Consider the following 15,987-nt stretch of genomic DNA (forward strand, 5'->3'; position numbering starts at 1 on the left):
GTATGCCCGGAGCGCTGCGCGCCACCGGGCTTTTTATTGGACAGCGATCTTGAACACATTAGAACACACCATCGGCAACACCCCTCTGGTCAAACTTCAGCGCATGGGGCCGGACAACGGCAGCGAAATCTGGGTCAAACTCGAAGGCAATAACCCTGCCGGTTCGGTGAAGGACCGGGCTGCGCTCTCCATGATTGTGCAGGCCGAAAAACGCGGTGAAATTCAGCCCGGCGACGTGCTGATTGAAGCCACCAGCGGTAACACCGGTATTGCGCTGGCGATGATTGCCGCGTTGAAAGGCTATCGCATGACGTTGCTGATGCCCGATAACATGAGCCAGGAGCGCCGTGCGGCGATGCGTGCCTATGGTGCCGAACTGATTCTGGTCTCTAAAGAAGAAGGGATGGAAGGGGCGCGCGACCTGGCGCTAGCCATGGCCGAACGCGGTGAAGGCAAACTGCTCGATCAGTTTAATAACCCGGATAACCCGTACGCTCACTACACCACTACCGGTCCGGAAATCTGGCAGCAGACCAACGGGCGCATCACTCACTTCGTCTCCAGCATGGGCACGACAGGGACCATTACCGGCGTATCCCGTTTTCTGCGCGAGCAGGAAAAGGCGGTAACGATTGTGGGTCTGCAGCCGGAAGAGGGGAGCAGCATACCGGGTATTCGCCGCTGGCCGGCGGAATACATGCCGGGTATTTATAACGCCCAGTTGGTGGATCAGGTGCTGGATATTCATCAACGCGAGGCGGAGAATACGATGCGTGAACTGGCCGTGCGTGAAGGTATCTTCTGCGGGGTCAGCTCGGGTGGCGCGGTAGCGGGAGCATTGCGTGTTGCGCAGGCACATCCCGGGGCTGTCGTGGTGGCGATTATCTGCGACCGCGGCGATCGCTATCTTTCTACCGGCGTCTTTGGTGAAGAGAGTTATACGCAGGGGGCGGGGATTTAAGCGTCATGGAGATGATTTTATTCCGGGATAACACCCGGGCGCAGCAAACCGATATTGTCGCGGTACAGTCGCAGGTGGTTTACGGCAGCGTGGGGAACAGCATTGCGGTGCCGAACATTCGTACCCACCGGCTGACCGTCACCGCCGTGCCGACCGTGCTGTTCAGCAACACGCCGCACTACGATACCTTTTACGGCGGCGTGATCCCCGATGAATGGTTCAGCGGGTATCTTAAGGCGCTGGAAGAGCGCGAAATCCTGCGCGAGCTTAAAGCTGTTACCACGGGCTACATGGGCAGCGCCAGCCAGATAAAATGCCTGGCGCAGTGGCTCACCACGATCAAAGCGCAGCATCCTGACCTGCTGGTGTTGGTTGACCCCGTTATTGGCGATATTGACAGTGGGATGTATGTGAAACCTGATATCCCTGAGGCGTATCGGGAGTACCTGCTGCCACTGGCGCAGGGGATCACGCCTAACGTCTTTGAGCTGGAAGTGTTAAGCGGTAAACCGTGTCGTACGCCTGAAAGTGCTATAGCGGCAGCGCAGGGGTTACTTTCCGACACGCTGAAATGGGTGGCCATCACCAGTGCGCCGGTGGCGGACGATCCGGAGAATATTCACGTGGTGCTGGTTACCCGAGACGGTGTGACCGTCAGTGCGCATCCGCGTGTTGAAACGGACCTGAAAGGCACGGGCGACCTCTTCTGTTCAGAGCTGGTGAGCGGGATCGTTGAGGGCAAAACCGTTGCCGATGCGATTCGCATGGCAGGAGACCGCGTCACAGATGTGATGATTTATACGCAGTCGAAAGGCTACGACGAGCTTATCCTGCCCGCATAAACAAAAATGGCGCCCGAAGGCGCCATTTTTCTGTGCGGCAAGAATTACTTCTTGATGCGGATAACCGGGGTTTCACCCACGGTGACGCTGCCAGACAGTTTGATCAGTTCTTTGATTTCGTCCATGTTGGAGATAACAACCGGCGTCAGGGTAGACTTGGCTTTTTCTTCCAGCAGTGGCAGATCGAATTCAATGACCGGGTCGCCAACTTTAACACGCTGGCCTTCTTCCGCGATACGTTTGAAGCCTTCGCCTTTCAGTTCAACGGTGTCGATACCGAAGTGAACGAACAGTTCGATACCGCTATCAGATTCGATAGAGAACGCATGGTTGGTTTCAAAAATTTTACCGATGGTGCCGTCAACTGGAGCAACCATTTTGTTGCCAGTTGGTTTGATAGCAATGCCATCACCAACGATTTTCTCAGCAAACACTACATCCGGCACGTCTTCGATGTTGACGATCTCGCCGGAGAGCGGAGCAACAATCTCAATAGTTCCGGAGTCTTTCTTATCATCAGAAACCAGAGATTTCAGTTTATCGAACAAACCCATGATCTTCTCCTAAGCAGTAATTTGGGCCGCATCTCGTGGATTAGCAGATTGTTTTTTCTTCAATGAACTTGTTAACCAGCGTCATTAACTCGTCCGTTGTCGGTTGAGCAAGAGCCTGCTCTGCTAACACCTTCGCATCTTCGAAGTTCGTGTTACGGATAATCTTCTTAATGCGCGGGATGGAAATGGCGCTCATAGAGAATTCGTCCAGACCCATACCCAGCAACAGAAGTGTAGCACGTTCGTCGCCTGCAAGCTCACCACACATGCCAGTCCATTTACCTTCTGCATGAGAAGCATCAATAACTTGCTTGATCAAGTTCAGTACGGACGGTGACATTGGCTGGTAGAGATGTGAAATCATATCATTACCACGGTCAACTGCCAGGGTGTACTGCGTTAAATCATTGGTACCGATACTAAAGAAATCAACTTCTTTGGCTAAATGACGCGCAATGGTCGCCGCCGCAGGTGTTTCCACCATCACGCCGATCTCAATTGACTCGTCTAATGCTTTACCTTCGTCGCGCAGTTCCTGTTTGTAGATTTCGATCTCTTTCTTCAGTGCACGCACTTCTTCAACAGAGATGATCATCGGGAACATGATGCGCAGTTTACCGAAAGCAGACGCACGCAGGATAGCGCGAACCTGATCGCGCAGGATCTCTTTACGATCCATCGCGATACGAATCGCACGCCAGCCCAGGAACGGGTTCTCTTCTTTCGGGAAGTTCATGTACGGCAGCTCTTTGTCGCCACCGATATCCATGGTACGGACGATAACCGCCTGAGAGCCACACGCTTCAGCCACAGCTTTGTACGCAGCAAACTGTTCTTCTTCAGTTGGCAGCGCGTCACGGTCCATGAACAGGAATTCAGTACGATAGAGACCCACACCTTCCGCGCCGTTGCGCTCAGCGCCATCGACGTCACGTACGGTACCGATGTTTGCGCACACTTCAACCTGATGACCGTCCAGAGTGATGGCTGGCAGGTCTTTCAGCTTAGCGAGTTCCGCTTTCTCAGTCGCAACCTGCTCCTGAACCGCGCGCAGTTTTTCGATCTCTTCGTTAGTTGGGTTGACGTAAACCACGTTGTTTACGGCATCCAGAATCAGATAATCGTCGTTTTTAACCTGAGAGGTGACGCTACCGGTACCCACAATGGCAGGCAGTTCCAGAGAACGCGCCATGATAGAGGTGTGGGAGGTACGGCCGCCCGCGTCAGTGATGAAACCGAGGACCTTTTTCAGGTTCAACTGTGCGGTTTCAGACGGGGTCAGATCGGCGGCAACCAGGATGACTTCATCCTGAATAGCGCTCAGGTCGATAATGGCCAGACCCAGGATGTTGCGCAGCAGGCGCTTACCGATGTCACGTACGTCAGCCGCACGCTCTTTCAGGTATTCATCATCCAGTTCTTCCAGGGCAGTTGCCTGACCTTCGATAACTTCATGCGCAGCAGCGTCTGCCGTCATGCTTTTATCTTTAATCAGGGCTATGATTTCCTGCTCCAGCTCCTCATCTTCGAGCAGCATGATGTGCCCTTCGAAGATGGCTTCTTTTTCTTCACCGAAAGTTTCGCCAGCTTTAGTCTTGATTGCTTCCAGTTGCGCAGATGCCTTGGCACGACCGCTCAGAAAACGTTCAACTTCCTGATCAACCTTGTCGGCAGAAATTTTTTTCCGGTCGATGACGATCTCGTCTTCTTTCAGCAGCAGTGCTTTGCCGAAAGCGATACCCGGGGATGCTAAAATGCCTGAAATCATAACCCTACCTTACTTGTGACTGATATTTAAAAGAACCCGGAAACTTACTCGAGCTCAGCCATCAGTTTTACCAGATGCTCAACTGCTTTCTGCTCGTCTTCACCTTCAGCAGAGATGGTGACAACGGTACCCTGAGTCAGACCCAGAGTCTGCAGTTTGAACAGGCTTTTTGCGCTGGCGCTTTTGCCGTTGGAAGTCACAGTGATTTCAGAAGTGAAGCCTTTCGCTTCTTTAACAAACTGAGCAGCAGGGCGGGTGTGCAGACCGTTCGGAGCGGTAATGGTAACTTCTTGCTGGAACATTGTATTTCCCCAACTTATAGGTTTAGTGTTGTGGAACTAAAGTCTAGCCTGGCGACTTAACTTTAGCCTGTATTGTTAGCGCTGACGTTTCGATCGTCATTAAACATTATGCAGCGAAAGCAAGACTTGAACCAAATCATAAAATCGATTCAGCAAGGCTATTTCGTTCACTGATTAATTTCACGCATCAAAATAATTGCTGGTTTAAATACCAGACCCAACGGGGTGAATCAATGCCAGGAGGGGTAAAACTTTGAAGCAGGCCACAAAAAAGCACCCAAAAAGGTGCTTTTTTACGCGTTATTAACATGCTGGCATTACTGTTGCAGTTCTTTTTCAGTGAACAGATCGGCAAACAGTGCGGTGCTCAAGTAACGCTCACCCGATGAAGGCAGGATAACCACAATATTCTTATTGGTAAAGGCCTCATCTTCCTGAAGTTTGAGCGCTGCCGCAACAGCAGCACCGGAAGAGATGCCCGCCAGAATACCTTCCTCGTCCATCAGACGACGTGCGGTAGAGATAGCTTCTTCGTTGGTGATGGTCACCACTTTATCAATAAGCTTCAGATCCAGGTTGCCCGGAATGAAGCCGGCACCGATACCCTGAATTTTATGTGGGCCGGGTTTGATCTCTTCGCCCGCCAGCGCCTGGGTGATCACCGGTGAGTCGGTTGGTTCCACGGCAACGGTAATCAGGTCTTTTTTACCTTTTGTGCCTTTTATATAGCGCGACACGCCAGTCAGGGTTCCGCCGGTGCCTACACCGGAGATAAATACATCAACCTGACCGTCGGTATCTTCCCAAATCTCCGGGCCGGTGGTCTTTTCGTGAATTTCCGGGTTCGCTGGGTTGCTGAACTGCTGCAGCAGCAGATATTTCGCCGGATCGCTGGCAACAATCTCTTCTGCTTTCTGAATCGCACCCTTCATGCCTTTGGCACCTTCGGTCAGCACCAGGTTCGCACCCAACGCTTTCAGCAGTTTGCGACGTTCGATGCTCATGGTTTCAGGCATGGTCAGCGTCAGTTTATAACCGCGCGCCGCCGCAACATAGGCCAGTGCGATACCGGTGTTACCGCTGGTCGGTTCAACCAGCTCAACGCCTGGCTTCAGCACGCCACGTTTTTCAGCATCCCAAATCATATTTGCACCGATGCGGCACTTTACGCTGAAGCTCGGGTTACGTGATTCGACCTTCGCCAGAATGCGTCCATTACCGATACGGTTCAGTCGAACCAGGGGCGTATGACCGATAGTCAGCGAGTTGTCTTCATAAATCTTACTCATGGCCTGTCCTTAACTGTATGAAATTGGGATACCGTCCCAGCATACCTGTTGAACAGGTAGGGGGAAGTAAGGAATTCGCATATCTATATACTGCAAGGAAATAATGGGGATCAGTATGGAATAAGGGGCGGCATAAGCCACCCCCTTTTTACACATTTTTGCATTACTTCCATAACGCGTGCTTAGCACGGTAGCAGTCAACCCACATCGCCGTTGCGCCGCAAACGGCGACCGGCATGATGAACAGGTTGAGCACCGGGATCATGGTGAACAGGCTGGTCAGCGCCCCGAATTGCATATTCGCGACTTTTTGCGTGCGCAGGGCGCTGCGCATCGTTTTGAACGGCACCTTGTGGTTATCGAACGGATAATCGCAGTACTGGATTGCCAGCATCCAGGCGCTGAACAGGAACCACAGCACCGGGGCCACCGTCTGACCGACGCCAGGGACAAAATAAAGGATAAGCAGCACAATGGCGCGGGGAAGATACCAGGTAAACTTCTGCCATTCGCGCTTCATGATGCGTGGGATATCTTTCATAATCCCCAGCATGCCCGTATCCGGCGGCGTTGCGCCGGTAAGACGTGCTTCCAGCTGTTCTGCCAGCAGGCCGTTAAACGGCGCAGCTATCCAGTTTGCAATCGTCGAGAAGAAGTAGCCGAACACCAGCAGCACGGAGATGACCGCAACCGGCCAGAGCAGGTAGTTCAGCCACTGCAGCCAGTCCGGCACATGGCTCATCAGCGAAGGGATCCAGCTCTCCAGTCTGGTGAACAGCCACCAGAACGCGCCGCCCATCAGGATAATGTTAATCAGCAACGGCAGAATGACGTAGCGACGAATCCCCGGCAGTGAGACCAGTTTCCAGCCCTGAGAAAAATACCAGACGCCGCTGCGCGGGGGAGAAGATGATGTTGAAACCATAACCAGGCTGTACTCCTTTTTTCACAACCAGTGGAATTGCCCGCCTATATTATCCACTTACGGACCAATGACCAGTTCGGAAATGTTCGAAAAAACAGCAAAAAGCACGATTTAGTTCATCTTTATGCTGTGAATGCTCTGCACACACTTGCACTTGACGTAAACGGCAAATACTCTTAGTGAGTAAATGTTTGCCGTGGTGGCAAGGTGTTAGAACAACAGAGAATATAATGATGCAGGATTTGCGTCTGATATTAATCATTGTTGGCGCGATCGCCATAATCGCTTTACTGGTACATGGTTTCTGGACCAGCCGTAAAGAGCGTTCCTCTATGTTTCGCGATCGCCCACTGAAGCGCATGAAGTCCAGTCGTGATGACGATGACAGTGAAAATGACATCGACGGAAGCGACGACGACGGCGTGGGTGAAGTTCGTGTTCATCGGGTCAATACTGCGCCCGGCGCGGCTCATGGGGAGCATGAAGCCCCTCGTCAGCCTCCGCAGCACCAGTATCAACCGCCGTATGCTTCTGCACAGCCGCGCCAGCAGGCGCCGCAGCCTGGAGAAGAGCCGGTGCGTCAGCCGCCGCAACAGCCTGTCCATCAGCAGCCTGCTGCGCCACAGCCGGATCAGCAACAGCCTGTGCAGCAACCCGCGCCACAACAGCCTGCACCTCAGCCTGCGCCGGCCCCGCTCGTTGAACCAGAGCCCGTAGTTGAGCCAGAACCGGTTGTTGAAAAACCGCAGCGTAAAGAAGCGGTCATCATCATGAACGTGGCTGCGCATCATGGCACCCACCTGAATGGCGATGTCCTGCTTAACAGCATTCAACAGGCAGGTTTCAAGTTTGGCGACATGAATATTTTCCATCGTCACCTGAGTCCTGACGGTAGCGGTCCGGCGCTGTTTAGCCTGGCCAATATGGTTAACCCTGGCACCTTTGACCCGGAAATGACCGGTGATTTCGTGACGCCGGGTGTCACTATCTTCATGCAGGTGCCGTCCTACGGTGATGAACTGCAAAACTTTAAGCTGATGCTGCAGTCCGCACAGCACATTGCTGACGAAGTCGGTGGTGTGGTGCTCGACGATCAGCGTCGTATGATGACGCCGCAGAAACTGCGCGAGTATCAGGACCGCATCCGCGAAGTTAAGGAAGCCAACGCGTAATCATCGCGTTTACATCGACTCCTCCTCAACCCCCGCATGTCGGGGGTTTTTTCTCATTGATGGTGTGATATGGACTCAATCGAACAACAACTCACTGAACTGCGAACCACGCTTCGCCATCATGAATACCTCTATCATGTTATGGACGCGCCGGAAGTGCCGGATGCGGAGTATGACCGTCTGATGCGCGAGTTGCGCGAGCTAGAGGCGCAGCACCCGGAATTGATTACGCCCGACTCACCCACGCAGCGCGTGGGTGCGGAGCCGCTGGGTGCTTTCAGTCAGGTACGTCATGAAGTCCCAATGTTGTCTCTGGATAACGTCTTTGATGAAGAGAGCTTCCTCGCGTTTAACAAGCGCGTGCAGGATCGCCTCAAAAGCAGCGACTCCCTGACCTGGTGCTGCGAGTTGAAGCTGGATGGTCTGGCGGTCAGCCTTCTCTATGAAAACGGTGTGCTGGTGCGTGCCGCGACGCGGGGTGATGGTACGACGGGTGAAGACATTACCACCAACGTACGCACCATCCGTGCGATCCCGCTGAAGCTGCAAGGGGATAATATTCCAGCCCGTCTGGAAGTGCGCGGTGAAGTATTCCTCCCGCAGGCGGGCTTTGAGAAAATCAACGAAGAGGCGCGCCGTACCGGCGGGAAAGTGTTTGCTAACCCGCGTAATGCGGCGGCAGGCTCCCTGCGCCAGCTTGATCCCCGTATCACCGCGAAGCGACCGCTTACTTTCTTCTGCTATGGCGTCGGGATTCTGGAAGGCGGTGAACTGCCGGATACCCATCTCGGACGTTTATTGCAGTTTAAAGCGTGGGGCCTGCCGGTGAGTAACCGTGTTCAGCTGTGCGACTCCCCGGAAGCCGTGCTGGCGTTCTACCACAAAGTGGAAGAAGACCGCCCGACGCTTGGTTTTGATATTGATGGCGTGGTTATCAAGGTTAACTCACTTGCGCTGCAGGAGCAGTTAGGCTTTGTGGCGCGCGCGCCACGCTGGGCAGTGGCGTTTAAATTCCCGGCGCAGGAGCAGATGACCTTTGTCCGTGACGTGGAGTTCCAGGTGGGCCGTACGGGCGCGATTACCCCGGTTGCCCGTCTGGAGCCGGTGCAGGTTGCCGGCGTGCTGGTGAGTAACGCCACGCTGCATAACGCCGATGAAATTGAACGTCTCGGCCTGCGCATTGGTGACAAAGTGGTGATTCGTCGCGCGGGCGATGTTATCCCGCAGGTGGTGAACGTGGTTGAGTCAGAGCGTCCTGACGATACGCGCGCTATCGTGTTCCCGACGCATTGCCCGGTATGCGGATCTGACGTTGAGCGCGTTGAAGGTGAAGCGGTGGCTCGCTGTACGGGGGGCTTAATCTGCGGGGCACAACGTAAAGAGTCACTGAAGCACTTCGTTTCCCGTCGGGCGATGGACGTCGACGGAATGGGTGACAAAATTATCGATCAGCTGGTAGAGAAAGAATATGTTCATACGCCTGCAGATCTCTTCAAACTGACCGCGGGTAAACTCACGGGTCTTGATCGCATGGGACCGAAGTCGGCCCAGAATGTGGTTAATGCCCTGGATGCTGCCAAAGAGACGACTTTTGCCCGATTCCTTTATGCGCTCGGTATTCGCGAAGTGGGCGAAGCCACGGCGGCGGGGCTGGCGGCGTATTTCGGTACGCTGGAAGCTCTGGAAAAAGCGAGTATTGACGAGCTGCAGAGAGTCCCGGACGTGGGAATTGTCGTCGCGACGCATGTCTTTAACTTCTTTGCCGAAGAGAGCAACCGCGAGGTGATCGGCAAGCTGCTGGAAGAGGGCATCAGATGGCCGGCTCCGGTCGTGGTCAACGCTGACGAGATCGACAGCCCGTTTGCCGGCAAAACGGTCGTGCTGACCGGCAGCCTGAGCCAGCTTTCCCGTGATGATGCTAAAGCGCGACTGGTTGCGCTGGGCGCAAAAGTGGCAGGCAGCGTGTCGAAGAAAACCGACCTGGTTATTGCCGGGGAAGCCGCCGGTTCGAAGCTTGCTAAAGCTCAGGAGCTGGGCATTGAGGTTATCGACGAAGCGGAAATGATGCGCCTGTTAGGAGAGTAACGTGGAGAAAGAGCAGCTCGTTGAGATCGCCAACACGGAGATGCCATTCGGTAAATATAAAGGCCGCAGGCTGATTGATTTACCGGAAGATTATTTGCTGTGGTTTGCCCGCAAAGATGGGTTCCCGGCTGGACGACTGGGTGAGCTGATGGCTATCACGTTACTGATTAAAACCGAGGGGCTGACGCAGTTGGTTCAGCCCCTGAAACGTCCTTAAGCTTTCGCGGCGCGGGTCTCTTCCTGCGCCTGTTTTTCCGTCTGGCGTTTGTAACGACGCGCCAGCACCGCGCAGACCATCAGCTGGATCTGATGGAAAATCATCAGCGGCAGTACCATCATCCCTATCATTGAGGTCGGGAAGAGAATGTTTGCCATAGGAATGCCGTTCGCCAGGCTCTTCTTCGAGCCACAGAAGACAATGGTGATTTCATCGGCTTTGTTGAAGCCGCACTTGCGGGCCACAAAGACGTTTACGCCAATCACAATCGCCAGCAGAACAAGGCTGACCACCACGATAAACAGCAGCGAGCCTGCGCCCACCTTGTGCCAGATGCCATTCACAACCGCTTCACTGAAGGCTGAATAGACCACCAGCAGAATCGACGACTGGTCGGTTTTTGAGATCCATTTTTTGTGCTTTGCAACAAACGCGCCCGTCCACGGACGAGAGAGATGGCCCAGCACAAACGGCAGCAACAGCTGCAGACAGATTTTACCTACCTGTTCCAGGCTACCTTCCGCACCGTGCATGTTCATCAGCAGACCCACCAGCAGCGGCGAAACGAAAATCCCTAACAGGCTGGATGCCGACGCTGAACAGACTGCGGCTGCGACGTTACCGCCCGCCAGAGAGGTAAACGCGATAGCGGACTGCACGGTGGCCGGCAGAATGCACAGATACAGGAAGCCGGTATAAAGGGCCGGGTCGACATTCACCGGTGCCCACCATGCGAACAGCACGCCGAGTACAGGGAAGAGGATGAACGTGCTGCACATCACCCACAGGTGCAGTCGCCAGTGGCTCCCCCCCGCAATAATGGCTTCGCGCGAGAGCTTTGCGCCGTGCATAAAGAACAACAGCGCGATGGCCGCGGTCGTCAGTCCTTCAAAAAAAGGAACGAACCCGCCCCGCGCAGGGAAGAAGGAGGCCAGTAATACCGTGACAACCAGAGTAAGCGTAAACGGATCAAGAATACGAAATAGTTTCATAATGACTCCTGAAAACAGATATCGCTATTGTGCTTTTTTCCGTTTGAGAAATAAAATTGATTTATTGCATCCATTCATGAATTAAACAGATGAATTATTCCTTACGCCAGCTTCGCATCTTCGTCACCGTAGCCCATGCCCGTAGCTTCAGCCGGGCAGGGGAGATCATCGGCCTGAGCCAGTCCGCAGTAAGCCACAGCGTGAAAGAGCTGGAGAGCCAGACGGGTGTCCGGCTGCTTGATCGCACCACGCGTGAAGTCGTGCTCACGGAAGCCGGACAGCAGCTGGCTCAGCGCCTTGAACGGCTGCTGGACGAACTCAACAGTACGCTCAGAGATGTAGGTCGACTGGGACAGCAGCTGTCGGGTACCGTGCGGGTTGCGGCCAGCCAGACGATATCCGCGCACCTTATCCCGCAGTGTATTGCAGAGGGTAATCATCGCTATCCGGATATCGATTTTGTTTTGCATGACAGGCCGCAGCAGTGGGTGCTGGAGAGCATCCGTCAGGGTGATGTGGATTTTGGTATTGTTATCGATCCCGGTCAGGTGAGTGACCTGGAGTGTGAAATTGTGCTTTCTGAGCCATTTCTGTTGCTTTGCCGGGACGACGATCCGCTAGCCGCGCAGCTGTCTGTTCACTGGCAGGCGCTGCAGGGAGCGAACCTGGTATTACAGGATTATGCCTCGGGCAGCCGTCCGCTGATTGATTCTGCGCTGGTGACGCAGGGCGTTAAGGCGACCATTGTGCAGGAGATTGGACACCCGGCAACGCTGTTTCCCATGGTGGAGGCCGGCATAGGGATCAGTGTATTACCCGCCCTGGCGCTCCCTTTGCCGCAGGGAAGCCGTCTGGTCGTGAAGCGACTGACGCCTGCTATTGAGCGAAAACTGATGCTGGTACGGCGAAAAAACCGTTCACTCTCCGGGGCTGCGCAGGCTATCTGGGAAGTGGTGCGTATCCAGGCGCAACGATTAACCGAGGCCCGTATACGCGATCCACTGTTTAACTCAACAGAGCGTTAGACGTAGATGTCTATTTGATGGTTGTCTGATGCGTTCTTCGGACCTTCCACGTTGACCAGACTTTGCTCTTGTTTCTTCTGAGCTTCTTCCGCCTGCTGGCGCTGCAGCTGTGCGAGCTGTGCCTGCAGCACTTTGATTTGCACCTGGATAAGCTCCTGCTGTTTCTTCTTCTCTTCCGCACTGCCGGAACCGTTCGCAACCTCTTTTAACTGTTGAGTCAGCTTGGTTATCTTGTCAGTGATGCGGCTGATCTGGGCAGCGATATCGTTGCCGCCGGAAGAACGACTCCCGCCACCGCTGGTTTGAATGGGCTGGGTTGTAGCCTGAATGGTCGTCATACTTTTTCCTCTCGCTGTAAAACAGAGGTATCGGCGCCAACGCAATTAGCTTGAGCAAAACTGCCATATCTGGCAGGGAAAGGTATTGATACCAAATCAGTATTGATGGTGCAGAGAAAGTGTATTGGAGGTAACCCGCAGGCTCCAGATATAAGACTAAGGTCATGCGATCGGTGATATCGCGATCTTAATTCTCAAGGAGCTTTTATGACCCTCTCGAATAATCCCTGGTTCTCTGCCGACATCATTCGTGCCGCTAAACCTGATTTCACTCCGCGGGTTGCGTTTATTCTCGGCTCAGGTCTTGGCGCGCTCGCCGAGCAGATTGTTGATGCTGTAGTACTGAGCTATGAAAAACTGCCGGGCTTCCCGGTGAGCACCGTTCACGGTCACGCCGGTGAGCTGGTGTTGGGGCATCTTGCCGGTGTTCCGGTCGCCTGTATGAAAGGGCGCGGTCACTTCTATGAGGGCCGCGGCATCGCCGTCATGACCGATGCAATCCGCACCTTCAAACTGCTGGGCTGCGAACTGCTGTTCAGTACCAATGCCGCCGGTTCATTACGTCCGGAGGTTGAACCGGGAAGCCTGGTTGCCCTCAGCGACCACATCAACACCCTGCCGGGTACCCCGATGGTCGGGCTGAACGATGACCGTTTTGGCGACCGTTTTTTCTCGCTGGCCAATGCTTATGACGCAGATTGCCGTGCCCTGCTGCAGACCGTGGCGAGCGAGAAGGGCTTTCCATTGCATGAGGGGGTGTTTGTCTCTTATCCAGGCCCTAACTTCGAAACCGCGGCTGAGATCCGCATGATGCAGATCATGGGCGGAGATGTGGTGGGAATGTCAGTGGTGCCGGAAGTGATCTCGGCGCGCCACTGTGGCCTGAAGGTGGTCGCCGTTTCGGCCATAACCAACCTTGCTGAAGGTCTGAGCGATGTAAAACTGTCGCATGAACAAACGCTTGCCGCCGCCGAACTCTCTCGCCAGAACTTCATCGATCTTATCTGCGGTTTTCTGCGCCAGCTTGCCTGAGCGAAACAACACCGTGGCCCGTGAGGGCCACTCTGCTATAAGGAATCGGGTATGAACATCACGGCGCGCTTAAAGATGATGTCCTTTATGCAATATTTTATCTGGGGAAGCTGGCTCGTTACTCTCGGCGCTTACATGATTAACACCCTGGGTTTTTCCGGCTCTGACGTGGGTATGGTCTACAGCTCGAAGGGGCTTGCCGCGATCGTGATGCCCTCGCTGGTGGGCATTATTGCCGATAAGTGGCTGCGGGCAGATCGTGCATACGTGATTTGCCATCTCGTCTGTGCCGTTGCGCTTTGCTATGCCGCGCAGGTCAATGAACCGGGGCTGATGTTCTGGGTCATGCTGGTTAATGCCATGGCCTTTATGCCAACCATTGCGCTTTCGAATACCCTTTCCTACTCCTGTCTTGAGCAGGCAGGGCTGGACACGGTGACCCATTTTCCAACGGTGCGGGTCTATGGCACGGTAGGCTTCATTGTGGCGATGTGGGCCATAAGCCTGATGGGTGCAGAGTTAACCAACATTCAACTCTACATTGCTGCTGCCGCGTCGCTGGTACTGGCGCTCTATTCACTGACGTTACCGGCCATTCCGGTGGCGAAGAATAAAACCTCATCGTCGCTGACAAGCAAACTTGGCCTGAATGCGTTCGTCCTGTTTAAACAGCCCCGAATGGCGGTGTTCTTTTTGTTTGCGATGCTGCTGGGCGCCGTGCTGCAAATCACCAATACTTTCGGTAGCCCCTTTCTGCATGATTTTGCGCGTAATCCGGCGTATGCGGAAAGCTTTATCGTTAAATACCCTTCTATTTTGCTCTCCGTCTCGCAGATGTCAGAGGTGCTGTTCATCCTGACCATTCCTTTCTTCCTCCGACGTTTTGGCATAAAAACCGTGATGCTGATGAGCATGGTGGCCTGGATGCTGCGGTTTGGACTCTTTGCGTATGGCGATCCTTCCGCGACAGGCGTCGGGCTGTTGATGCTGTCAATGCTGGTCTACGGTTGCGCGTTCGACTTCTTCAACATCTCCGGTTCGGTGTTTGTCGAACAGGAGGTAAGCGCTGATATCCGCGCCAGCGCGCAAGGGCTGTTTATGACGACCGTTAACGGTATCGGTGCTTATTTCGGATCGGTATTGAGCGGCGCGGCGGTAGATTATTTCTCCGTGGATGGGGTGAAAGACTGGCAGACCATCTGGCTGGTATTTGCGGCGTATGCGTTGATGCTCGCCGTGGTGTTTTATTTCAGCTTTAACTATCGCCACACCAGTAAAAACAGCGAGTTGCGCACAGTTGCGCATTAAAGTTTTCCCGGCAGGCGGTGAAAGGCTTTAAGGTGGGAGCATAAGTGTTATCGCCAGGATATGTGTTGATGGAACGCGTCTACCGAACCGACCTTAAGCTGCTGCGCTATTTTCTGGCCGTCGCTGAGGAACTTCATTTTGGACGGGCTGCGGCCCGGCTCAATATGTCGCAGCCGCCGTTGAGCCTGCATATAAAAGAGCTGGAGAGTCAGCTCGGTACCTTACTGTTTATTCGCCACTCACGAAGCGTCGCCTTGACCCATGCGGGTAAAGTATTGATGGAAGAGTCCCGTCGACTTCTTGCCAGCGCAAACCAGGCACTGGCGCGGGTCGAACAAATTGGACGGGGTGAGGCGGGGCGGATTGCGCTGGGCATTGTCGGTACCGCCATGTGGAGCGAAGTGCGCACGGTCATGCGCACATTTTTGAAAGAGCATCCGAACGTTGATGTCGTCTTTCGCGAAAAGTCGCCGGTAATGCAAATGGCGCTGCTGGAGCGTCGGGAGCTGGATGTCGGGATCTGGCGAATGGCAACCGAGCCCACCGCAGGATTTACCAGTATCCGCTTACGGGATGCGGCATTTCTGGTTGCGCTGCCGGAGGATCACCGGCTGGTGGGGGAAAGCGCAATTGCGCTCACCGAACTACAGAATGAGTACTTTGTCACTATGCCGTCTGCGCATTCTGACTGGTCGTTCTTACAGCGAGTGTGCCAGCAGGCCGGTTTTTCACCGATGATAGTGCGTGAAGCCGATGAACCACAGACGGTGCTGGCAATGATCAGCATGGGAATGGGGATTACGTTAGCTGCTGACAGCTATGCGCAAATGCAGTGGCCCGGTGTGGTATTTCGTCCATTACAGGTACGTATACCGGCAGATTTGTATGTGGTGTATGACGAGAAGCAGGCGACACCGGCGATTAAGTCGTTGATAGCAACGTTGACGGAAGAGTGATGTTATACCGCAGATAGCAAAAAAGCGCCTTTAGGGCGCTTTTTTGCATTGGTGGGTCGTGCAGGATGACTCGCTTCGCTCGCCCTTCGGGCCGTCGCCGTAAACGACTCCGTTGCCTCACTGCGTTCGGCTCGGACCTGCTGCAGGTTCGAATCATCCATACCGTAGATAGCAAAAAAGCGCCTTTAGGGCGCTTTTTTACATTGGTGGGTCGTGCAGGA

Annotated in this window: 16 protein-coding genes and 1 other RNA gene; 9 read left to right on the plus strand and 8 right to left on the minus strand. The window is 54.2% G+C overall.

The window, feature by feature from the left end; all coding sequences use genetic code 11:
• The first annotated feature begins 49 nt into the window (after window positions 1-49).
• Together cysM and pdxK are read left to right on the plus strand one after the other, a co-directional pair.
• Window positions 50-961, plus strand: coding sequence for a cysteine synthase CysM (cysM, locus tag QRN24_RS17655; protein ID WP_014171089.1), 912 nt, complete (start codon window positions 50-52; stop codon window positions 959-961).
• A 5-nt stretch (window positions 962-966) separates the two neighbouring features.
• Window positions 967-1,803, plus strand: coding sequence for a pyridoxine/pyridoxal/pyridoxamine kinase (gene pdxK, locus QRN24_RS17660; RefSeq protein WP_025203495.1), 837 nt, complete (start codon window positions 967-969; stop codon window positions 1,801-1,803).
• 44 nt (window positions 1,804-1,847) lie between these two features.
• Here the strand turns inward: pdxK and crr are convergent, their stop codons facing one another.
• The 5 genes from crr to cysZ form a co-directional block, all read right to left on the minus strand.
• Window positions 1,848-2,357, minus strand: a complete 510-nt coding sequence (crr, locus tag QRN24_RS17665) for a PTS glucose transporter subunit IIA (protein WP_003861316.1) — start codon at window positions 2,355-2,357, stop codon at window positions 1,848-1,850.
• A gap of 40 nt (window positions 2,358-2,397) precedes the next feature.
• Complete coding sequence (gene ptsI / locus QRN24_RS17670) at window positions 2,398-4,125, minus strand: phosphoenolpyruvate-protein phosphotransferase PtsI (protein ID WP_284942929.1); 1,728 nt, start codon at window positions 4,123-4,125, stop codon at window positions 2,398-2,400.
• 44 nt (window positions 4,126-4,169) lie between these two features.
• Entirely contained in the window at window positions 4,170-4,427 is a 258-nt protein-coding gene (gene ptsH / locus QRN24_RS17675) for a phosphocarrier protein Hpr (protein WP_000487600.1), read from the minus strand.
• 317 nt (window positions 4,428-4,744) lie between these two features.
• Window positions 4,745-5,716: a cysteine synthase A gene (cysK, locus tag QRN24_RS17680; protein WP_020883087.1), complete on the minus strand. Its 972-nt coding sequence runs from the start codon at window positions 5,714-5,716 to the stop codon at window positions 4,745-4,747.
• Between the two features lie 163 nt (window positions 5,717-5,879).
• The gene (gene cysZ, locus QRN24_RS17685) at window positions 5,880-6,641 is read right to left on the minus strand and encodes a sulfate transporter CysZ (protein ID WP_063214674.1); all 762 of its coding nucleotides are present in this window, start codon (window positions 6,639-6,641) and stop codon (window positions 5,880-5,882) included.
• A 230-nt stretch (window positions 6,642-6,871) separates the two neighbouring features.
• Between cysZ and zipA the strand changes: the two genes are divergently transcribed.
• The 3 genes from zipA (at window position 6,872) to QRN24_RS17700 (ending at window position 10,115) form a co-directional block, all read left to right on the plus strand.
• Entirely contained in the window at window positions 6,872-7,813 is a 942-nt protein-coding gene (gene zipA / locus QRN24_RS17690; RefSeq protein ID WP_284942930.1) for a cell division protein ZipA, read from the plus strand.
• A gap of 69 nt (window positions 7,814-7,882) precedes the next feature.
• Complete coding sequence (gene ligA, locus QRN24_RS17695; RefSeq protein ID WP_025203500.1) at window positions 7,883-9,898, plus strand: NAD-dependent DNA ligase LigA; 2,016 nt, start codon at window positions 7,883-7,885, stop codon at window positions 9,896-9,898.
• A 1-nt stretch (window position 9,899) separates the two neighbouring features.
• On the plus strand, window positions 9,900-10,115 hold the full coding sequence (locus QRN24_RS17700) for a DUF3820 family protein (protein ID WP_014171082.1): 216 nt from the start codon (window positions 9,900-9,902) through the stop codon (window positions 10,113-10,115).
• Here QRN24_RS17700 and QRN24_RS17705 read toward each other — a convergent pair.
• Window positions 10,112-11,107, minus strand: a complete 996-nt coding sequence (locus tag QRN24_RS17705; RefSeq protein WP_025203501.1) for a bile acid:sodium symporter family protein — start codon at window positions 11,105-11,107, stop codon at window positions 10,112-10,114. The genes QRN24_RS17700 and QRN24_RS17705 overlap by 4 nt on opposite strands.
• Window positions 11,108-11,196: 89 nt before the next feature.
• Here QRN24_RS17705 and QRN24_RS17710 point away from each other — a divergent pair, with 89 nt between their 5' ends.
• Window positions 11,197-12,132 (plus strand): LysR family transcriptional regulator, encoded by a 936-nt coding sequence (locus tag QRN24_RS17710; protein ID WP_284942931.1) that lies wholly within the window; start codon window positions 11,197-11,199, stop codon window positions 12,130-12,132.
• Here the strand turns inward: QRN24_RS17710 and QRN24_RS17715 are convergent.
• A complete protein-coding gene (locus tag QRN24_RS17715; RefSeq protein WP_020883093.1) occupies window positions 12,129-12,470 on the minus strand; it encodes a FlxA-like family protein in 342 nt (113 codons plus the stop codon). The two genes, QRN24_RS17710 and QRN24_RS17715, sit on opposite strands and share 4 nt — an antisense overlap.
• Window positions 12,471-12,677: 207 nt before the next feature.
• Between QRN24_RS17715 and xapA the strand changes: the two genes are divergently transcribed.
• The 3 genes from xapA (at window position 12,678) to QRN24_RS17730 (ending at window position 15,766) form a co-directional block, all read left to right on the plus strand.
• Window positions 12,678-13,502 (plus strand): xanthosine phosphorylase, encoded by an 825-nt coding sequence (xapA, locus tag QRN24_RS17720; RefSeq protein ID WP_284942932.1) that lies wholly within the window; start codon window positions 12,678-12,680, stop codon window positions 13,500-13,502.
• A 51-nt stretch (window positions 13,503-13,553) separates the two neighbouring features.
• Window positions 13,554-14,810: a nucleoside permease gene (locus QRN24_RS17725; protein ID WP_284942933.1), complete on the plus strand. Its 1,257-nt coding sequence runs from the start codon at window positions 13,554-13,556 to the stop codon at window positions 14,808-14,810.
• 68 nt (window positions 14,811-14,878) lie between these two features.
• Window positions 14,879-15,766, plus strand: coding sequence for a LysR family transcriptional regulator (locus tag QRN24_RS17730; RefSeq protein ID WP_020883096.1), 888 nt, complete (start codon window positions 14,879-14,881; stop codon window positions 15,764-15,766).
• A 49-nt stretch (window positions 15,767-15,815) separates the two neighbouring features.
• Here the strand turns inward: QRN24_RS17730 and QRN24_RS17735 are convergent.
• Window positions 15,816-15,943: non-coding RNA, RtT sRNA (locus QRN24_RS17735), on the minus strand.
• Window positions 15,944-15,987 lie beyond the last annotated feature (44 nt).

Source organism: Enterobacter sp. MEB024 (assembly GCF_030209635.1).
Lineage (GTDB): Bacteria > Pseudomonadota > Gammaproteobacteria > Enterobacterales > Enterobacteriaceae > Enterobacter > Enterobacter ludwigii.